Annotated in this window: 30 protein-coding genes; all 30 read right to left on the bottom strand. The window is 34.0% G+C overall.

Going from position 1 to position 20518, the window contains the following annotated elements; genetic code table 11:
• Positions 1–7: 7 nt before the first annotated feature.
• Positions 8–1066 (bottom strand): ribosome small subunit-dependent GTPase A, encoded by a 1059-nt coding sequence (gene rsgA, locus HZR84_09725; GenBank protein QNL22204.1) that lies wholly within the window; start codon positions 1064–1066, stop codon positions 8–10.
• Between the two features lie 99 nt (positions 1067–1165).
• Positions 1166–1648 (bottom strand): nuclear transport factor 2 family protein, encoded by a 483-nt coding sequence (locus HZR84_09730; protein ID QNL22205.1) that lies wholly within the window; start codon positions 1646–1648, stop codon positions 1166–1168.
• Positions 1649–1760: 112 nt separating this feature from the next.
• Positions 1761–2273: a hypothetical protein gene (locus HZR84_09735; GenBank protein QNL22206.1), complete on the bottom strand. Its 513-nt coding sequence runs from the start codon at positions 2271–2273 to the stop codon at positions 1761–1763.
• 155 nt (positions 2274–2428) lie between these two features.
• On the bottom strand, positions 2429–2797 hold the full coding sequence (locus HZR84_09740) for a VOC family protein (GenBank protein ID QNL22207.1): 369 nt from the start codon (positions 2795–2797) through the stop codon (positions 2429–2431).
• Positions 2798–2817: 20 nt separating this feature from the next.
• Positions 2818–3258, bottom strand: coding sequence for a GNAT family N-acetyltransferase (locus HZR84_09745; protein ID QNL22208.1), 441 nt, complete (start codon positions 3256–3258; stop codon positions 2818–2820).
• 90 nt (positions 3259–3348) lie between these two features.
• Entirely contained in the window at positions 3349–3888 is a 540-nt protein-coding gene (locus tag HZR84_09750) for an inorganic diphosphatase (GenBank protein ID QNL23235.1), read from the bottom strand.
• 147 nt (positions 3889–4035) lie between these two features.
• Positions 4036–5580 (bottom strand): glycosyltransferase family 39 protein, encoded by a 1545-nt coding sequence (locus tag HZR84_09755; protein QNL22209.1) that lies wholly within the window; start codon positions 5578–5580, stop codon positions 4036–4038.
• A 167-nt stretch (positions 5581–5747) separates the two neighbouring features.
• The gene (gene hchA, locus HZR84_09760; protein QNL23236.1) at positions 5748–6584 is read right to left on the bottom strand and encodes a protein deglycase HchA; all 837 of its coding nucleotides are present in this window, start codon (positions 6582–6584) and stop codon (positions 5748–5750) included.
• A 232-nt stretch (positions 6585–6816) separates the two neighbouring features.
• Positions 6817–7899, bottom strand: coding sequence for an endonuclease/exonuclease/phosphatase family protein (locus tag HZR84_09765; GenBank protein ID QNL22210.1), 1083 nt, complete (start codon positions 7897–7899; stop codon positions 6817–6819).
• 134 nt (positions 7900–8033) lie between these two features.
• The gene (locus tag HZR84_09770) at positions 8034–9713 is read right to left on the bottom strand and encodes a hypothetical protein (GenBank protein ID QNL22211.1); all 1680 of its coding nucleotides are present in this window, start codon (positions 9711–9713) and stop codon (positions 8034–8036) included.
• 142 nt (positions 9714–9855) lie between these two features.
• A complete protein-coding gene (locus tag HZR84_09775) occupies positions 9856–10443 on the bottom strand; it encodes a hypothetical protein (GenBank protein ID QNL22212.1) in 588 nt (195 codons plus the stop codon).
• Positions 10444–10573: 130 nt separating this feature from the next.
• Positions 10574–11308, bottom strand: a complete 735-nt coding sequence (locus HZR84_09780; protein ID QNL22213.1) for an MBL fold metallo-hydrolase — start codon at positions 11306–11308, stop codon at positions 10574–10576.
• A 108-nt stretch (positions 11309–11416) separates the two neighbouring features.
• The gene (locus tag HZR84_09785; protein ID QNL22214.1) at positions 11417–11707 is read right to left on the bottom strand and encodes a type II toxin-antitoxin system RelE/ParE family toxin; all 291 of its coding nucleotides are present in this window, start codon (positions 11705–11707) and stop codon (positions 11417–11419) included.
• A complete protein-coding gene (locus tag HZR84_09790) occupies positions 11700–11939 on the bottom strand; it encodes a type II toxin-antitoxin system ParD family antitoxin (protein QNL22215.1) in 240 nt (79 codons plus the stop codon). The genes HZR84_09785 and HZR84_09790 overlap by 8 nt, the downstream gene beginning before the upstream one ends.
• 318 nt (positions 11940–12257) lie before the next feature.
• Entirely contained in the window at positions 12258–12779 is a 522-nt protein-coding gene (locus HZR84_09795; GenBank protein ID QNL22216.1) for a DinB family protein, read from the bottom strand.
• Positions 12780–12892: 113 nt separating this feature from the next.
• Positions 12893–13438, bottom strand: coding sequence for a nuclear transport factor 2 family protein (locus HZR84_09800; GenBank protein ID QNL22217.1), 546 nt, complete (start codon positions 13436–13438; stop codon positions 12893–12895).
• Between the two features lie 85 nt (positions 13439–13523).
• Complete coding sequence (locus tag HZR84_09805; GenBank protein ID QNL22218.1) at positions 13524–13838, bottom strand: type II toxin-antitoxin system RelE/ParE family toxin; 315 nt, start codon at positions 13836–13838, stop codon at positions 13524–13526.
• A 1-nt stretch (position 13839) separates the two neighbouring features.
• The gene (locus HZR84_09810) at positions 13840–14043 is read right to left on the bottom strand and encodes a hypothetical protein (protein ID QNL22219.1); all 204 of its coding nucleotides are present in this window, start codon (positions 14041–14043) and stop codon (positions 13840–13842) included.
• 26 nt (positions 14044–14069) lie between these two features.
• Positions 14070–14612, bottom strand: a complete 543-nt coding sequence (locus HZR84_09815) for a hypothetical protein (GenBank protein ID QNL22220.1) — start codon at positions 14610–14612, stop codon at positions 14070–14072.
• Positions 14613–14860: 248 nt separating this feature from the next.
• Positions 14861–15151 carry a type II toxin-antitoxin system RelE/ParE family toxin gene (locus HZR84_09820; protein ID QNL22221.1) on the bottom strand — a complete coding sequence of 97 codons (291 nt, stop codon included), beginning with the start codon at positions 15149–15151 and terminating at the stop codon, positions 14861–14863.
• A complete protein-coding gene (locus HZR84_09825) occupies positions 15145–15321 on the bottom strand; it encodes a hypothetical protein (GenBank protein QNL22222.1) in 177 nt (58 codons plus the stop codon). The genes HZR84_09820 and HZR84_09825 overlap by 7 nt, the downstream gene beginning before the upstream one ends.
• Positions 15322–15449: 128 nt before the next feature.
• On the bottom strand, positions 15450–15758 hold the full coding sequence (locus tag HZR84_09830; GenBank protein QNL22223.1) for a helix-turn-helix transcriptional regulator: 309 nt from the start codon (positions 15756–15758) through the stop codon (positions 15450–15452).
• Entirely contained in the window at positions 15742–16083 is a 342-nt protein-coding gene (locus HZR84_09835; GenBank protein ID QNL22224.1) for a type II toxin-antitoxin system RelE/ParE family toxin, read from the bottom strand. The genes HZR84_09830 and HZR84_09835 overlap by 17 nt, the downstream gene beginning before the upstream one ends.
• A 71-nt stretch (positions 16084–16154) precedes the next feature.
• Positions 16155–16613, bottom strand: a complete 459-nt coding sequence (locus tag HZR84_09840) for a hypothetical protein (GenBank protein QNL22225.1) — start codon at positions 16611–16613, stop codon at positions 16155–16157.
• 219 nt (positions 16614–16832) lie between these two features.
• Complete coding sequence (locus HZR84_09845; GenBank protein ID QNL22226.1) at positions 16833–17291, bottom strand: PIN domain protein; 459 nt, start codon at positions 17289–17291, stop codon at positions 16833–16835.
• A 120-nt stretch (positions 17292–17411) separates the two neighbouring features.
• Positions 17412–18218 carry a hypothetical protein gene (locus HZR84_09850; protein ID QNL22227.1) on the bottom strand — a complete coding sequence of 269 codons (807 nt, stop codon included), beginning with the start codon at positions 18216–18218 and terminating at the stop codon, positions 17412–17414.
• 186 nt (positions 18219–18404) lie between these two features.
• Positions 18405–18938, bottom strand: coding sequence for a hypothetical protein (locus tag HZR84_09855; GenBank protein ID QNL22228.1), 534 nt, complete (start codon positions 18936–18938; stop codon positions 18405–18407).
• Between the two features lie 75 nt (positions 18939–19013).
• Positions 19014–19361, bottom strand: a complete 348-nt coding sequence (locus HZR84_09860; GenBank protein ID QNL22229.1) for a DUF86 domain-containing protein — start codon at positions 19359–19361, stop codon at positions 19014–19016.
• A complete protein-coding gene (locus HZR84_09865; GenBank protein ID QNL22230.1) occupies positions 19354–19644 on the bottom strand; it encodes a nucleotidyltransferase family protein in 291 nt (96 codons plus the stop codon). The genes HZR84_09860 and HZR84_09865 overlap by 8 nt, the downstream gene beginning before the upstream one ends.
• 96 nt (positions 19645–19740) lie before the next feature.
• Positions 19741–20391, bottom strand: a complete 651-nt coding sequence (locus tag HZR84_09870; GenBank protein QNL22231.1) for a hypothetical protein — start codon at positions 20389–20391, stop codon at positions 19741–19743.
• Between the last annotated feature and the right edge of the window lie 127 nt (positions 20392–20518).

Genomic DNA, 20518 nt, shown 5'->3' on the forward strand with positions numbered 1-20518 from the left:
TGTTTGTTCAGTATTTATCCTTATTCTTTTTCATAGTTTTTATCAATTTCCCCAAATCTTTATCTTTCTTTTTTCTTTCCTGAGCATTAGATTCAAAATGCCTTCTCTCTTTTTCCATTTTGAGGAAATTTTCATACAATTCATGGTTCAAACCATCATTTTTTAAAGCCATCAGTATAGCACAGTCATCTTCATTAGTGTGAGTGCAGTCGTTATACTTGCAATCTTGTGAAAGATTTAAAATTTCATCAAAAGTCATTTCAAACCCAGTAGAGGAATCAGTTATACCTACTTCTCTCATTCCAGGATTGTCGATTAGAATCCCTTTTTCAAAAACAATTAATTCTCTTCGAGTAGTAACATGTTTTCCTCGGTCTATACTTTCACTTATTGTATCTGTTTTTAGCATTTTGCCTCTAACTATTGTGTTAATTAGTGTGGATTTACCAACACCAGAAGAGCCTAATAAACAGTAGGTTTTACCCCTAACTAGCATGGAGCTAATGTTATCAATCCCGATTTTTGTTTGGTTGCTTAAAGAGATTATAGGTACACTTTTGATTCTTTTCCGTATTCCAGACAGAAGCACTTCTAATTCTGACTCTTCAATTAAATCGATTTTGCTTAGAACGATAATAGGCTCAACTTTGGATGCATTGCAAATAGTTATGTATCGTTCAAGTCGATTGATACTGAAATCTCTATTTACAGATTGAACAATAAGACCAACATCAATATTTGCAGCAATAATTTGAGTTTGTCCTGTTTTTCCAACAGCCTTTCTTTCTAAAATTGAATTTCTTGGAAGTACGGCATGAATCAAAGCTTTGCCTTCATCATATTCAGAAATTGCTACCCAGTCTCCAACGTAAGGTAACTCATTCTTGTTAGTAACAGTGAACCTCAAATTACCAATAAGTTCACATGCAAATTCGTCTGACTCAGTTTTAACGGTATATCGGTCCTTATGTTCCTGGATAACCCTACCAAGTCCAAAGGAATTAAGATTTTCTCTTTTCCGTGCATCTTCTAATTGATCATTGTATCCTAAATCTTCAAGAGTCATTTCCTTTTTGATATTAAGTATAACGTTTTGGTTATGAGCAGTTGCGTCCCATCAGGGGCCATTGCCTATAGGTTTTGTTATACACTGGCTTCTAGTTTTCTATATCAATGGTTGTTCAGTTGACGTAACACAATCAATTTTCCATTCATTATCATATTTTTTGTAAATGGCGGTCCAGGCATAATGGGTTTCATCATCTACCAAATCACCATTTTCATCCTCATACCTAACCTTCACTATTTTATCTACTATCGAATAGGCAAGTTTTCCATCTTCTGAAAATCTAATTATTGGATCAGTTACATCGTCCCACTTCACAAATTCAACTGAGGAAAAGTAATTGTGATACTTTGATATCATTTCCTTTTTCTTTGGCTGAGTTATTTTTCCATTGTTGACAGAAATAAAATTCTCTGAAAGGTTATTGACAAATGAAATAGAGTCTTTATTGAAATGATTATCACGCTGTGATTTATGTAATTGTAGAATTTTGTCTCTTTCTAGTTCTATGTTCACTTGGTTTTGTTTCTGACAAGAAGCAAACAGTACAACGGTCAACATAATTGCAAAAACTGTTTTCATTTTTTTTACTCTTTAAATTGCCAGCAGACCTGGCTGTGATTTAAATCCGACATGTATCATCGGGATGAATTATAGGCATTGTTGGCATATGATTCATTACCTCTTGAATAAATTATTTTTGTTCAAAGTAAATATCGGTCCACATTGATCTCCAGATTTTCCAAGAGTTGTCCTTTTGTTTCCTGTAAATAGTTGTATTTATTCCTTTTTGAAGCATTCCAAAACTTATACTGTCTTTTTGATAATCCCAATCTATTATGGAATTATGAGTTGAAACAGCCAAAGTGTCAAGAATTTTCAAGCTGATCATTTCGGTTTGAAAATCATTTACGATGGTTAAAGAGCTATCTTTGGGAAACCAAAACTTTTGTATTTCTGATTTTCCCTCGACGGGTTCTAAACCACTGGGTTGTAATCGTGCCTCTTCTTCAAGGAGGCTTAATATTTTTTCTTCATCCATTTTGAGCCATCCATCTACATAATCATTATGGACTTGTAATACTGCTTCTCCTTCTTTATCGATAGATTCTTTTGATTGATTTTCATCACATCCTAAAAGGTACAATGAAATCATTAGAGGTAAAACAATACTAAATAATGCGAAATAACTTCTATCCTTTTTCATGATATTAAATTTGTGTGCCAACGGTCTCGACAAAGTGTTATGCGGGTTTTCAAGGCACTTTACTTTCCGTTAAGCTATTAGCTTATTTTATGTAATTATTATCATATCAGTATTTTAACCCGCATTACCTTTAGCCAATTTTGTGTGCCTTTTTTCTAGTTAAAACTTGGAATAGGTGATGAGACATCTACAATTATTCCATTAGGGTCTTTGAGTAATAATCGTCTCTGCCCATAAAATGTATCTGATGGTTCGCTAATAATTTCAAATCCTTCTTTTTTTGCTATCTCTAAAACTTCATCAGTATTCTCCACCACAAATGTTATATAAAATCCTTGAGGTAATTCCTTTACCTCATCCGGGACAATTTCACTTGTTTGAATTATTATTCCTAACTCATGTTGTTTGTCTTTTGAGATTAAGTGGACAAACCAATCGCTGTCGTAATCAACATTAAAGTCGAACAGTTTCGTGTAATAATCTCTGCTTTCAGCTAATTTGCTTGAGCAGATGTTGGTCATCATTCTGCTTATTGTTTTCACATCTATTTTACATTTTTATAATAAAAGAGTTCAGGGTCTCCATCATCTAGTCCTTTAATTTCACCTGCAAAAGCGAAATCAGCTTTGGCAAGTGCTCTTTGCATTTGAGTATTTGATTTATTTGTAGAAGTAAAAACCTTATCCGACTTGCATTGCCTGCAAATAAGGTCGAATGTTTTTTCACCTATTCCTTTTCCTCTGTACTTTTCATTTATAATTATCAGCTCTATCCAACCATGGTCAAAAAAACGGTAATCGAATATTACAAATCCAACTTCTTGCTTATCTGCTAAAATGAGAAAGCATTCTTCCTTTGATATTGCTTTAGTAATCTTTTCTTCTCTGTTGAGTTTGATATGTTCTTCTTTGTCAAGGCTATAATCAAAGTCAACTACAATCTCTTTGTCTTTAATTGTTGCTTTTCTTAACCTAATGTTTTCCATTTTAACATTTAGTTTCTGCTTGTTTAATATGGCTTACGGAAAGTGTATGAATAGTGAAATCACGCAGGGTGACATTGCTTATTCATAGTGTTAGGCACTTTTTTTTATTAGTTTTTTATAATCTATGATACTTTTATTAACAACCTCTTTAGCTAAATTTGCATTTTGAAAATCTTCCACGGCAACTGCCTTATTCTCGAGTTTCTTATATTCTTCAAAGAAATTCTTCAATTCTTTTAGAAAATGTTGTGGTATCCCTGAAATGTCCTTGATGTGATTAACGCTCATGTCATTTTGGGCAACAGCTAAAATTTTGTCGTCAGTTTTTCCGCTATCCAGCATTCTCATTATTCCTATAACTCTTGCAGGCACAATACAAAGGGGTACAATATTTATTTGAGACAAAATCATAATATCTAAAGGATCTCCATCTTCACAATAGGTTTTCGGTATAAATCCATAATTAGCAGGATAATACATCGATGAAAACAACACCCTGTCTAGTTTTAGTAAACCAGACTCTTTATCCAACTCATATTTTGCCTTGGAATCTTTTGGAATTTCTATTATTCCATTTACTATTTCGGGTGCATGTTGGCCCGGTTCGATCTTATGCCATGGATTGTATATGTCAATTTTCATCCTTATTTATTGTGCCTAACATTTTGTATGTGAAAAGTAAGTGATTCGTAGCACTTTCTTTCAGGTAACACAAAGATTGAAGTTTAATACAACAAATTACTTCACTATTATCCCGCCCATTTTTTAAATACATATTTAGCGATATTTATCTTTTAATTCGGTTATCATGGATTTATAAAAATCCTTGCATTCTTGATTTGGATATGAGCACAGGAGGATCTGTGTTCCATTTTCCCTGAAATAATTATTATCAATTGTCTTAACCAGTTGTACTTTTTCAAAAAGTTGTGGCAGCCGTTCCTCCGGGTTGAAATCATTATTTAAATCCGAATGAATATAAATGATATGGTCTTTATAAATGCTATCAGGTGTCCAGAGCAGAAAACTGGCGTTAGGCGAAATAGGGTTAGGTATTCCGATGTCATTTCCATAAAATAAAACTGCTCCGGCTTGACCATAATGACCGCAGTAAATATGACAATTATCTTTATTTTCAATCCCAAGACCCAAATATATTTCACGTACTGAAGTACCAATCTCCTTCCAACCCGTCATGTCAGCCATATCTTGCGGGATGTCATAATACATACCGTCCTCCCATTTGAAAGCTTCCTTTTTAACCATTTTTTCAATTGTCATAAACGGGACACCATCAAATGAAAGAGAAAAATAAAGTGAAACTAACATATGAATTACCAAAACACCAAAAGCAATATAAAAGTATTTTCTCACATATTTTTCAATAAAGTACGCACCAAAAGCAAATAAAATGGGATATATTCCTAAGGTATAATAGGGCTTGCCACTTCCCGCCATAATAATCAGGATTAACAAAATGAAACACAGACCGTAAAACCTGAAATTCTTTTCATTTTTGAAAAATAGCAATCCAACCAAACCAAGAATCCAAATTAAAACAGCTTGTATATTCATGAGAAGCTGGGAGATAATAAAATCAGAATACCGTACATGAACAAGTTGCATACTTCTCAGCTCAGACATATGATGAAGAACAGGCCAATTATGTTGAAACTGCCAGATGAGATTTGGAAGTATGATTATAAAACCCACAATGACACCCCAAAAAAGATATTTTGAAAGAAACAGATGCCTGTGAGGAGATGCTAACAAGGCAATGGCAAAGGCCCCAAAAATGAATACAATGGAATATTTATTTAGAAAACCAAAGCCAAAAACTACTGCTATCCAGATCCAAAATTTTGGATTCCTCCTTTTTACCATCACAATTGTTAAATACATAAAAAGTGTCCAATAGAACTGATTGAATGCCACAGGTTGGAACAGAAAGTTTGTATGTAAGTAAGAAGGAGAAAGCAGGTAAGCTAAACCAGCTAAAGCTATGGCTTTTTTCTGCCCTCCCAATTCCATAACGGTAAGGCCAATAGTAACAATAGTTAATCCCCCTATTATTGCTGGGAAGAATCTTAGAGCAAACGGAGTATTGCCAAATATTAATGTTGCAACGTTCCCAATTAAGGCAGTTGAAGGAGGAACAGAAATGTAGCCCCATGCTAAATGTTGACCTTGAGCATAGTACAAATAGGCATCTCTATGAAGCTCGAAATTGTTGATAGTCAGGAAATGAACTGTTACTTTCAAAGTAGCAAGTGAAAGAAGTATTAGCCATTCAGTTGAATAAAACCGGCTTTTTAAAATCATTTGATATTTCAGAGTACTTAGTGTAATTATCGCTAACGTTTAGTATGTAAGCAGTTGCGGATTGAAGCTATTCTTTTTATGATATTAATATACCTATTTTAACACAAAAAGCGGTTTGAGTACACACCCATACCGCTATTGCTATTATATAATATTGTAAGTAGTTTTTATTTCAACTCTTTCAGCAAAGTGTTTGCAGCAAGTTTCCCTAATTCATTCGAAGCTAAAGGGCTTGCGCCAGTAATTAATTTTCTATCGACACAAACCGTATTATCTGATTCCGTATTTACAATAATTGCTCCTAAACTTTTTAATCTTTCACTTACTCCTGCGGTCATATGACCCGGTAAATAACCAATCATTGGTGTCATTTCATCGACGGCGTCAGGAAAAACAGCCATTTTGTATCCGTCATAAAGGAATTTTTGATTGTCCAGCGTAGTGGATAATAATGCTCCTGGTCCATGACAAAGCGTAATGGTGAACAAATTATTTTGATGTGCCCAGTTCAATACCTTACTTATATTTTTATCTTCTGGAATGCCAATCATTACTCCATGTCCCCCTGGCACAAATACAGCAGCATAAGAATTATCATTCTCAAATGAACTAGCGATAAAGTCTGTCAACTTACGCGGTTGTTCAAAATTCGTTTTGTACTCATTATAAATAGCTTTCACATTCTCATCTTCATAAGGGAAAGCCCACATTTCGAATACAACAGGTTTGCCAGTAGGAGTTACAATTTCAAAATCGAACCCAGCATTTTTAAGGTGTAACATCGGCACAAGTGCTTCTACAGGGTGGTTTCCTGTAGAAAATAGTTTACCATTTTTCATCTCCAAGTTTTTGTGCTCGGTGAAAATCACCAAAATCTTAGACCTCTCTCCTTGGTATTTGGTATATTGAATGTGTTCAAAATCTGTTACAGAAACAGTTCCTAACTTCAATGCTATATTTGACGGGCTATACGAGCCGTCTTCTTCCAGTGTAGGTTTTGTCATAAAGTAGATTACCACTAATGCTAGTGCAATAAAACTTACTAACCCAATTAATACTTTTTTAATCATGATTTTAATTTGTTTTAGAATATTATTTAATTGATTTTGAATATAATTTTTTCGTTTCTAATTAATAGTGGTTCTAATTCCTTACTTCAGATATAAAAAACGTTTCAATGTTTTTTATACATTATTAGGCAATTATTCTTAACTGCCAAATTTTTGCTAATTCTATCTATTCATTCGGCTGAGGTACATCTCTCTTACTTACACCTTTTTCATCTGCAATCTCTTTTGACCTATCATAGTCTTCTAAATCTGCTACAAGACCATTTTGACCAGCGCCTTTCTTAGGAGTAAATGAAAGAGATGTAAAAAGTGGGAAATGATCCGAACCAATAGATGGTAATCGCTGAATAGAATGCAAAGTAAAATGATCACTATGGAACAAATGATCCAATGGCCATCTTAAAAAAGGGTATTTTACATGAAAGGTATTGAACATACCTCGTCCTATTCGTGGATCTAGTAAACCACTAATTTTACGGAATAATCGGGTTGTTGAAGACCATGCTACATCATTGAGATCACCTGTTACTATTACGGGTTGGTTACTCTTATCAACACTTCGCGCAACAATAATTAACTCGGCATCCCGCTCTGCTGACTCAGTATTTTCTGTAGGACTGGGAGGAGCTGGGTGGACAAAATGTGTACGAACCCTATCTCCGGTTCGCAATTCCAAAAATACATGGATAGAAGGGACATCTTTCTCAACTAAAAATGAAATTTCCTGGTCATACAATGGCAATTTTGAATAGAGGTGCATGCCATAGAGATTATCAAGGGGACATTTAACAGTAAATGGCATATCGGATTCCAAAACCTTGAGTTGCTTTTCCCACCACTGATCTGATTCTAATGTTACAAGAATATCCGGCTGGTGTTTTTTTACCAATTTTATTAAAGCCTCAGCATTTCGATTTGGGGTAAGAACATTAGAAGTAATAATACTCAACTTTCTATCATTATCGTATTCATTACAAGATATGACCTCCTTTGGATAAAAGATGGTATAAGGCACTATCCACCATAATTGCCAAATTAAACAAAGAGCAGTTATAGAAATCAAGATCAATGTAAAAGGCTGTCGTTCATCTAGCAAAAGAATAATGATAATCAGCAGAGCCAACGAAAAAAACATAATTTGCAATCGGGGGAAGTCCATTGCTCTGATAATCCAATGCGGATTTTGAGATAAAGGTAAAACCGTAACCAGCAATGTTAGAACGGTGCAAATAATAATTATAGTTTGCATATCAGTTTTTGTATTTATTATTGTCTAACGATCAGATATGGTGCCTGCCTCTGGACTTAAATTAATTTCTTCTAAAGTATCGGTTTTACCTTTTAGTTTAGATAGCTCGGTAGAGGCATATGCTATATCGCTTTTTAGATCTCGATTATAGTCAGGTATTTCTTTGCATATTCAATTTCCTTCCTCTCCGTTGGCGAATCTTTCGTTAATTCTAAAAGCAGCCCAAAGTATTTGTTCGCCTTGTCCACATCTCCAATTCTTATTGCGGCTATGCCAGCACCATATAATCCATTGAATCGGTTGGGGTGCTGTGATAAATCATATTCAAAGGCTTTCAATGCATCTTCAGGTTTTTTCAGCTCTAAAAGAAGATCACCCAGAAGTTCACCTGCAGGTAGTACTTCTCCAGGAGTTACAGGGTGCTTTGAGGTATTGTACTCGTTTGTAGCTGCTTCTTGCATTAGTGCTATTGATTCATTTTCTGCTCCTTTTGCGAAGCTGATCCAAGCCTGAATAGTCTTGATTTGAATTTCAATCTGATTCGCTTTATACTCATCTTTTAAGTCAATTAGTTTTTTCTGATTTGCTTGAAGTATTGCAAGTTCTTTTTCAGCTGCAGCCACATCTCCGGATCTGACAGATCCTATTGCTCTTGCGAAGCGAAGAATAGACTTTTCCCAGGGAAAATTATCCCAATCTATTTCCATTGATGGTAATTCCAATTTGGCTGCTTCAGACCAATTTTTGTTTTCTAGTGCAATTCTAGATGGTATAGCTGCTCCGGTATAAGCTATTTTGAAATTAGCCGGAAAAACCTTCTTGAATGTTTTCATGTACTCATACTGTTCAATGGCTTTTTGATTGTTCCCTACTTGTAAGTATGCATATACTAGATAATCCATGCTATGCAATTCTTCATCCCAGTGAGCATTACTATCGATGCTTGCGGAATAACATAAAGCTGATGACGTAGAATTTAGATTGGATTTTATCGATTCATTCCAAAGACCTAATCGTGTAAATATGTGTGACGGCATATGTTGTGCGTGTGCCGATGCAGGAGCTATTTGTGCATATCTCCTTGCTGTTGGTAATGCAAGTTCTGCTAACTCGGGATAATCATAATTATGAATGATATAATGTGCAATGCCCGGATGATTGGGTTGGTCAGGGTAAATGGTTTCGAGTATTCTGCCTGATTCACGTTGCTTGACATATGTTTTATCAGCAGGGTCGGCAGAAGCTCTTAATGCAAGTGCGTAAAATATAGCGGCTTCCTTGTCATCACTATATTTTTCATAAATTTTTCGCATGCCCCTTTCAAAATTATTAATGCGCGTTTGTCGGCTCACATTTTCCCAATCATTATAAAATCCTGCTATTGCATTAAGATATGCTTCTTCCTTTTCTGATTTTATTACCGACTGACTGGCTTCTATTATTTTGGCTCCTTTGGCTAAATAATCGGTTCCCGTCTGAAGCCATAAGGAATGGAAATTACTCATAGCAATTCCCCAATAAGCCATGGCGCATTCCGGGTCTGCATCCAAAACTTTGACGAAGGCTTTTTCTGCCTCTGTATATTCGAATGAATGCAAAAGAGAAATGGCTAAATCAAAGGTTTCTCTTACTTCAAGATCGCATGAAAGAGCGAAACTCACTTCCCCAAATTCACCACTTCCGCACAGGGTTATCTCACCTCTTAGGAGATCAATATTCGTCAGGTTTACTGAGGTTTGAGAACTCTTTTTTTTGCAGCCGATTAAAGAAAGTGCAAATACAAGAGTCAAGAATATACTTTGTAAGTGTTTCATGGTGTAGCGGTTAAATATTTAACCAATGAGATCTAACGGTCTTTCGTATGAGTAGTAGCGGATTTCCTCACAAACTTTTCAGTTTAGCACTGACCTTTGTTTTATGTTTATACTTTCGTTTTAGCACTTAAACCGCTATTACTTATACACCGTATTGTAGCACGTTTTCATTGTTTTCTTTTGGTAAAATTATGCCGAAACCAATTAAAGTTATTGCGTATCCAAAAACCAGTCGGTAAGGCAATGGGATTAAATTCCATAAAATAAGATTAGCTATAAAAACCAAGATTATTCCCAGTTTACCCTTTTTTATATAATTCAAACTTAAAATTAGTAAACCCAGATTGAAAATTTTTGAGCTTGGTCCTATAGTCATAAAAGGTTTCCAAATCGACGGAACTTGAGAGATATGATTAGTGAATTCATTTCGCATTTCCGCATTCGGAAAACTCCACCAAATAAAATCCAACACACACATTCCGATTATACAAACAATTCCAATTAAGGTCAAGGGTATTCCTATCAGACTATAGATTTTTTTTGGAAAATTCACTACCTGTGGAATCAGTAAAGTCACACCGATTAATAAAAACCAATGAGCAAAATCAATAGGTTCTTGATTATATACAAAATCATTGCCTTTGGCTAAAATTAATTGTCCTATCAAGAAGAAAACAAGTCCAGCTAGAAAAAGTATTTTATTCGTTATGTCAAACTTTTTATCTTCCATTAATTTATTTTTTTTCCAATGTGCTACCGGTTTGGCTATACGTAGTGAGAGATTAAAAAGCACTTCACTGTCCACCAGCCGAGATGTCTATTAATATTCATTTATTTTCAATTTAGCAATAAAACCCGCATTACGTATAGCTTTTGTAACCTGCATGTGCTTCAATTTTTATTGGTTTTCCTATTCTTGGATATACACAGTTTATGTTATTTTTATCTAACTCTCTACAAAATTTTTGAAGGTCAGAGTTGAGGTGATGAATCGGTATAACAAGTTCAGGTTGAATCAATTGACTAGTCTTAACTGCTTCATTACAATCCATTGTAAACTTTCCACCCATTGGAAGAAGCGCGATGTCGATCTTTTGAAGTTGGTTCATGTCAGGTATTAAATCTGTATCTCCTGCATGATAAATGGTTTTGTCTCCAATGGTTAAGATATAACCGACACCTTTCCCTTTCTTGTGCTGCTTCCGGGTCGAACTCCCTTTTTCTGTATTGTATGCGTTAATTACCTGAATTGACAGATCACCTGTTAGTTGCATTGTATCACCAGGCTTTACTGTTTGGAAGATGTCTCCTAGTTCTTTTTTGCAGGAGGCTGGTGCAAAAATCCTTGTTGACTTTTTACAAAGTCGTTGAGTTGTTACTTTCTTGCAATGGTCTTTATGATGATGTGTTATGAAAATAAAATCTGCTTTTTCAAGGCCATTCGGCAAGCCATCTATTGGGTCAGGCCATTTCGAGAATTCTATTTTGTCGGAATATCCAGAAAAATAAGTTGGCAAATATGCAGGATCGAAATAGACAACTATTTTGCGCGCTCTAATACGTACCCATGAATTGGGAAACCATGTTATGTCCATTTCTCCTTTTTACTTTGCAGGTAACGGTAAGTGTAAAATTAGTAGCTTGGTAATGAGCGATTGGTTTTAGCGGCTATGAACTTTACACATTGTTACCAATCGTTTATTCTATTTTAATATTTCATTGATGTTTTGTCGTCCAACTATTGCCATGATTTCCACTGTTTGATTTTCAATTCTGTAGAAAATACTATCAGAACCACAAACACATCTTCTATAACCGGGTCTAATAAAATCAACAGCTTCGAAAGCCAATGGACGCTGGGCTATAACTTCAAAATGATCAAAAAATTGATTTAAATATTTATCAGCTTGTAATTGACCAAACTTGACTACCCCATACTGATGGATTCTTATTAGATCTTCTTTGGCGGTATTGCTAAGTCTATATTTAGCCATTAAATGAATCATTTGAAGCTTTAAGAATTTCAGCTTTTCTATCATCTGTAAATCCACTCTTTTCAGCAGATTCAAGCTTCAATCGAATCCAATCTATTTGTTTTTGCTGATTTCTCGCTTGTCTTATCAAATCGTTAATTAATTCACTTTTGCTGGTGTACTCATTACTTTCGATTTGATTTTTTAACCACTCGTCATTTGGTTCTGTTAATGAAATACTTTGTCTAGCCATTCTTTTTGGTGTTAATTCGCACCAAATATACACCAATTATTAGATTTAGGATCAATTAATTATTATTAAATGAATGGTAACGTTCAAGTATATGAGCCGTAGCGGGATTTGCAGAATGACCTTTCAGTTTAGCACAGACCTTATATATACTAAAAAAGCCATAAAAAGAGATTGAACCCCACTATGGCTTATATACCAATGTTGTGTGTAGTGCTTTTCCACACTCTTGTTATTTTTCCACCAGTTATTTATTCCGCTATATTTTTGTCTTTGATCAGGTCTAATTAGACTTTTGTTTACAGGTTCTTTTTCCGGGTTTTATTGCGAAGATGGAGGAATCAATTCTTTTAGCCTCATATAAACTATTACATTACCATAATGTTGTAAGGAGTGAAAAACTGAAAAATCAAGAACATTTCCAGCTGGTTTAGTCCCACCCATAAATTTGACCAATGTTTCTTTTCGTTGTTGAGTCATATTTTTTCTAGCTTCGGCAGAATATTCAAAAGATTGTTTAAGTGCTTTAATTACCTCTGTTTTAGTAGGAGCTACCTCTAACACAGGAGTTGTTTCCCCTTTAGCAATAGCACACATTTCAAAATTAGCTTCAGCTATGTGAGCCATCAATTCTCCAAAACTTCGAACCTCTGCAGTTGGTCTGAAAGTATAATATTCTTCGGGCATTTGCTCTGCAGATTCAATAATAGTGCTTTGAACATAGAGTGCGGCAATATCAACTGATGCCATCGGTTCTTTGGGTAAATTTACTTCCTGTGCCAAAGAGACATTGAAAAAAAGTGATATCAAAAGTAACAATACAAATGGTTTTAGTGATGTCATGTTATAAGGTTTTTAATAAGTAAGATTTTTTTGTTCATTACACACAACGGTTTGTGTATGGTGCGTATCCCGAAGGATATGCACAATACACATTGTTGTACCACGTATTTTTTTCAGTCATTTACTTGAACTAACTTTCCTTCTGGCATGCTCATATCTCGATGTCCGCCAATTACAAGCCACTTGCCATTTTCCTTTACCATAAAATCACTCCATCTTAAAGTCCCTCTAAAGGTATTCCCCTTTGTTGGTCCATCGGGCATATCCTCACCATAATAAGTGAATGTTTCAGTATGAGTATAATGGGCAATAGCTGATTTACCATCATCTAATATTTCAATTTCTATGGGAGTAACCTCCATTTCTAAACACTCTTCTTCCGCCTTCATAATTTCCCAAAACTTCGCCATCCCTTCCTTTGTAGTCAATTCATTTTTTTTTGACTCCCATTTCTTCCAATCTGGATGATGATAAGCCATATAAGTTTCGAAATCATTGTCTTTCCAGGATTTAAATCGACCTTCAATCACTTTCCAAACTTCTTGTTCAATTTCAGCTTGACTTATTTCTTCAATGTAAATGGTGTTAGACTCTTTTTTATTCTCATTACATGAAAACAATAAAACTGTCACTACGATAATTGAAATTATTTTTCTCATAAGTTTCTTCATTAATATGTGGTACAACGGTTAGTGTAAGGTTCGTAGCTTGGATATGAGATGTGGGTATATACGGCTATGAACTTTACACATTGTTGGCATCAGTTAATTTATCCAGTAAACTATCAGGATCTTGTCTGTTGTCCCAAATTAAAAGTAGTTTAATGTATTTAGGTTTGTCTATATAAAAAAGAGATACGGTATTATGTATTACAAGTCTTCTAATTTGGTTGTCCTTGAATTTGGGGGCTATCTTGGGGTTGCGTTGGATTTGTTTGATTCTGTAGTCAACCTGTTCAATGAATTCTTCCTTGATCTTTAGATTCCAAAGTTCAAGGATAAATTCTGAAGTTTCTTGAAGTGATTTTTTCGCAGTTCTAGTCCATCGAACATCTTTCATTTCATTTCAAAATATCCTTAGTGCTGGTGTGTTTGATTAGATTTTCTTCAGGTTCAGCCTCAGCTATTTTTAAAAGTTGAACAATAGATTCCGGAAGGTCATCCAAACTGGATTTCTGAAATTTTACAATTTTGTCTAGAACCTTCTCATCTTCCAGATTAGTAATCCAGTTAATCAGAGATATTTTCTTTTGCTCAAATGTCATGTTATAAAGTTAATATTTTTTTGAATTCAGTTTTCTTCATAGATCATTGAGCCATAAAACAATAATCCAAAGAAAATTACTCCCAAAGAACTCCAAGCAATACTTTCATTAGGATTAAAGATTTTTATCAGAGTCAGTAAAATAAATCCTAAGCTCAAGAAATAAAATGCATATTTGAATGATTTAGTTTTGTAAGGATTTGGTGCTTTTTCAATCCAGTTATCATGAATTGTTAATTGATCTGTATTTTTAAAATTATTTGAAATAGTTTGAAACTCATGCACTAAACTCTTAAAATCATCTTTAATGGGGATTAGATTGAGTCGATCAATTTCATAGCATCCATTATTTTCTAATTGAAGGATGAAAGCATCAAATGTTCGATCTTCATGAAAGTCAAAGGTGCTAATTGATCCCCACTTAAGATGTAAATCTTTTTTCTTACTAAAGAAAAAGCGTCTTATCCAAATATGTGAAAACCCGCGTTTGTCTAAAACTATTTCAACCTTTGCTCGAGAAACTAAATGCGCCAAATAAAATGATACAATAAGTATTGAACCTATTTCCATGTATAGAATCACTTGAATATCTGATTTTTGAATTTCCGTGAATATGAATGATATGGATAAAAGTAAAATAATTAGGGCTAGATAAAATCTCGGAATAGAATGGATTGTGATTTTGTAACTTTTAGAATTTAAACTTTTCACTCCTATTGCTGAATTTTAATTGATGCCAACGTTCAGCTAAAGTACGTGCTCAGGAAGGGCAAAGTCAAGGGGAGAGTATGGACTTTAGCATTTGTTAGGTTCAGTGATTACATGTCCAAAAGTTTAGAACCATGAATTATTCTTAGTACGATTGCTTTATTCTCTTCAGGCATATATCTATAAACAATTCTATATTTCTTATAAATAAGTTCTCTCAATAAAGGATTAATGAATTCAACTACAATTTTGCCGGAATCGGGAAATGATTCTAATTGTTTCACTTTATCTAATAGCTCATTTGAGAATTCTTGAGCATAGCGGATTGAATCTTGAGCTATATAATCAGAAATTGAATCAAGATCTTCCCAAGCTGATTGAGCGAGTAAAACTTTTACCACTTTTTACTAATTCTTTCTCGAACTTCTGATAGCGGAATTGTTTTACCTTCTTCAACATCTTTAAGCCCTTTTTCAACTTTTTCAATGAAAAGCAATTTTCCAATTAACTCCTCTGTTGAAAACTCTTCTGGAAGCTTTTCAAGTGTTTCTATGACTTTTGATTTGTTCATCTTATAAAGTTAAAGATTTTCTCAAAAATCATTGAACCTAACGTTCAGTGTAAGGTTCGCAGCTTAGGAATGAGATGTTGGCATGAGCGGCTATGAACTATACGCGTTGTTGTGCTTTCGTGCTTTATTTAATCTAGTTTAATAGAAATATTCAAATGACCGCCCAGACCTTCATTGATAATTCTTTGTAGTGTTGAAAACCGGATGTCTTTAAGATTTCTTTCTAACTTGGAAATGTATGACTTATTTGTTCCTGCTAATTGAGCAAGTTGTTCTTGAGTTAAGCCTTTCTGTTCTCTGGCCTGCTGAATTAATACACCTAGCTTAAAAGTGTCATATTCATTTTCAAATTGTTCTCTTTGAACACCTCCAACCTTACCGATCTTTTTATCTATAAAGTCCTCTAAACTTGTCAGATTGCTATTTTTTGGTTTCATAATACTCTCTTTTGATTTGCTCAGCTTTTTCAATTTGCTGTTTTGGAGTTTTTTGCGACTTCTTTTGAAATCCATGACCGATTACCACCAAATTATCAACATCGAAAAAACAGAATATTCTAAATATGTTGCTTCCAACCTGAACTCGTATTTCGTAAAGACCTGAAGAGTTTTTAATATGCTTTAAATAAGTCTCTGGAATTTGATCCAGTTCTGATATTACCTTTAAAGTCCATAAAACTTTCTTTTTGACTTTATCAGTCTGAGCATCAAAGAACTTTTCAAAATAATCTTTAAAGAAATAGAGATCACGTTTTTTACTCACAAAGCAAAAATACAAAAAGTAGCCCGATAGGACAACTTGTTTTTCTAAGCGTTGTGCTCAGGTTTAATTTTTTAATGGGTTTCAGTTTTTGAAATCAGAAAGTCAAGAAACTCATTTGATACCTTATTACTAATAGATGTGATCCTAACTTTTTTTGGGTTATTCAGGAATATTAATACTTCATTAATGTCGAAGATGCTAACAATACCTTTTTTTAATTCAACTTTTTTAATGGTTTTGTAATCTATATGGAGTGTTTTTTTTAAAAAGAAGTATTTGATAATTAACCCATTATCGTTGAGAAAAATAGTTTTCAATGACATTAAACCCCATAAAGGAATAAAAAAGAATATTACTAGGACTACTAATGCGCCAAAGCCAGTAGCAAATAAGTTTTCTGAAAAAAGGAGAATTAATTCTGAGATATTGAAGGAGCTTACTATGAAGAGACCAAAAGAAACCAGAACACTACTATTAAGAAAAGGAATCCATTTCAGTCTTGCCTCATACAAATATTTATCTGATTTCAAACTTTATAAAACTTGAGCACAACGATTAGTGTAAAGTACGTAGCTTGGAAATGAGCGATGGGCCTAAGGGGCTATGAACTTTACACATTGTTAGCTTTTGCGGAATTCCTTTTTTTGAAATATTCCAACACTTCTTTTGCAGATTTTCCTTCTGTTTCTTTTGCAATTCTTGCGCGTGACTTCCTCACTGATTCTACGCAATCAAATTCTTTTTTAATCTTAGTTTTCATAATCTACAACATCTCTTGGTGATCTAATTTCAATAGTTTTATATCCATTTAAAAGATTTATTGCATTATATCCTTGAATTCTGTGAATATTAACAATGTGTTTAAAATTCCAACTAACTAACAAATCTGCTTTTAATATCGTTGCAATTGCTATGTGATAACAATCAGCGACACTGGACTTGCCAACTACGCCTTCAGATAAATAATTATTTGCCAATTCTATAGATTCTTTAGTAAGAAGGACCTTTTTAATATGGCTTGAAGGGAAATTTTTATAGAAATTTCTGACCTTAATAGGTGCATCATTCAACTCATCAATAGCAACATTAGACACCAATAAATGCATTTTAGATTTTAAAATCTGTTCGAAGAAAAGTTTTGACCAGTATTCAAATTCAGGATCAAAAACTCCACCAAAGACAGACGTATCAACATAAATTGATTTCATTGCTTTAAAGATAGGAATTCTGTCTTTTTTAAGTAAAAGCTAAGGCACAGCTAAAGTACGTGCTCAGCGAGGGCAAAGTCAAGGAAGAGCATGGACTTTAGCGGATGTTGTGTATCGTAATTAATTAACTACGATTCCAAAAAATTTTTTTTGTCTTTGGAAAAACTCATAGTCTGCTTCTACAACATTAGTATTTGGATCAATTGTTAGCTTACCACTTATTTGGTTCGCTGAGGACAATTGCTTTGGCCAATAAACTCTTGTATTCGTATATGAAGAAATATTATCTACTCCTAATGTGTCTCCTTGACCTAGAAAATTGATCGCATATAAACTACTCCATTGATCACAAAATATGTTTTGATTTTTATTCCATCTTAATAATTCTATTGTCAACGTATCATCAGGGGAGTCTTCAAATACGCCTTTGAATCGATTTATAATTGCTAAATCACATATTTCAACTTGACTAAATGTTTGGTGAACTGTATCAGTTCCATCGTCAAAAGGGAAACAGGTTGTATCTGCCGATTTTGTAATTATTAAACTTGATGTATAAATCCCATAAGGGAGGGAATTAATATTCCTTACGACTTCTTTAACATTTTCTCCTTCAATTGTATCGAGTCCTAAATACCATTTATAGTAGTCTGCATCTTCAATATTTGCTTTAAACAAGATATTCCCACCTGCAAAAGCAGTGTCTTCCACTAGTGTATCCAAATACGCTCCTGTTCGAGCAAGGGGTGTTGAAATTGTGTATTGTGCATTTACTGGTGTTTTTAAAAGGCAGGGGTCATAATTAGGACAATCGGGGTTAAATGGGTCATTACACCTAGTTGGAGTTAACGAATCCTGACTTTCGTTACATGCAATGACATAAAGAAATATTAAGAAAAAAAGTGATTGAGCTTTCAAATTAATCATGCAGATTATGATACACAACGTACAGCTATGATGAGTGGGTATTAGAAAGCACTAACCTCTCGTCTCGCACATAGCCACGCCTTGATTTAAATTTAAAACCTGTGGCGGACTTTCCAATCCACACTAAAGTATCCTGACCGATGAAACCCCATTCATTCATAGCATATGTTAGCGCCTGTACTCCAATTATTTGAGAAACATTAATTTACTCGAATCCCATAAAGTTTGAACAAGTTCTCTTACAGTTTCACTGGTTATTAACTCATTCGCCGTCATACTAAATGCCGATCCGATAACTAGCTTTTTAAAGTCACTTTTATTAAATGTCCTAGATTTAATTCGAAGTTCTTCAATTTCTTCAAATATAATTTCCTGTCCATGCTCTAGTTTAGAAAGTTTCTCAAGGATGATATCTAATTTATTATCGAAAGTTTTTAATTCTTCGTCTGTTAAATATTGTTCAGATAGTAATTCATCCTCAATGAACTCTAGTCCATCAACTGTTAATTCACAATATCCGTCCTTTGTCTTCTGTTCAATAAATCCTTTTCGAGTTAAATAAGCAATGACTTTTTGTTGTTCGACATTTGATACATCAACTGGAAAATCTTGAAAAATTGAATAAGTGTAAAATCCTAATTGAAGATTACCTCCTGTGGATTTATATACCCTCCTTAAAGCTAGTAATCGATATTCTCTTATCTTTTCAATGTCATTCATTGGAGTATTGGTGCTAACGGTTAGTGTAAAGTTTGTGAAATTGGGAAGAGCGAATGGTTTTAGCGTTCATGAACTTTACACATTGTTAGGGCCAGTTATTTTATTTAGATTTTTTACTAGAAATTTTAAGTCGTCAGAAATAATATCCCAGACAATTTGATAATCAACACCGAAATATTCATGGATCAGTCTATTTCTATAACCTTTTAGTTTTTTCCAAGGTATTTGAGGATTTTCAATTTGAAAGTCAGGATGAATTCTAGTAGCGGCTTCTCCAATAATCTCAAAATTTCTTACAACTGCATCAATGGTTTTATCATCATCTATGAATTGTTCAAAAGAATAATCTTCGGTGTAATCTTGAATCTTTTTCGCAGAGTCAAGCATGTCTTGAACTAGCAGAAGATTATCTCTCTTAGACATAAATTAGATCTTGTTCGATCGAGTTAAAATATCTAGGCTTAATTCCATTTTTGGAAATAAGATCTACTTTCCTTCCTAATTCGGATTCAAGTTCTTCGGCGAGGTCAATAAATCTTGAACCAATTTTTCCATCTATTTCAACAAGGATGTCTATATCACTATTTTCTAATTGGTCACCACGAGAAAAAGAACCAAAAAGTGCCATTGCAGTAATTGGGTACTTTTTAGCCAATTGTGACTTTAAGTTTCTAAGCTTTGACAATAAATCTTCTTTCGGGCTCATAAATCAAAGTTAGCAATTCATTTTATAATTATTTGGCCCTAACGTTCAGCTAAAGTTTGTGCTCTTTGAAGGCAAAGTCAAGGGGGAGCATGGACTTTAGCGGATGTTAGGTGCCGTAATCATATTTCGTTTGATTGCACCTTCATAGCAGCCAAGTTCTAACCTGTCAATTTCAAATTCAAATCTGCGCATATCATCATAACGTTCCTCAACGAACTTCTTGCCTTGATGATAAAATGAAAATGTACTATCTGAAAATTTAATTTCAATAACCTTGAAATTTTCCATTAGGGAAGTATCTATTTTAAGTTCAAATGCGTATTCTTTGGAGGGTTTTTTGAAATAATAATAGTCAAATGCATCCTTTTCTAAGAGCAAAATGCTATCTCCTTGCCAAATCATCCTTTTTCTTAAACCTGCAATCCAGCTAACCCAAGATTGCTCGATAATACCATTTGGATGATATTCAATAGTGGAAGTCAAACCAGAATTGTATTTAGGGCCATCGTAACGCCGCCAGACTCCGATTTTTTTTCCATTTTCATATTCACCAATTCCGGATATGAATAACTTGCCTTTTGGATCTCCACAAAACATGAGTTTTGTATCATATTCTATCCATTTACCTTGTTTTAGCCCGTCGCTATCAATGCAATTAACTAAATCACCAGTTTCAGTAGTATCACATATCTGACTGAAACTCGGGTTTATATTAAAAAGAAAAATTGAAAATATTATTAACCTCATAATTATTGCACCTAACGGTTTAGGCTATGATTTCGGCGTGGATTTAGACCGCAGGATGAAATCCGCATAGAAATCACTGTGTATTTACGATTTATTGTCTTGTTGATTTACATGCCACGCTGAATTA

Origin of the sequence: Hyphobacterium sp. CCMP332 (assembly GCA_014323545.1) — a bacterium.
Classification (GTDB): Bacteria; Bacteroidota; Bacteroidia; order Cytophagales; family CCMP332; genus CCMP332.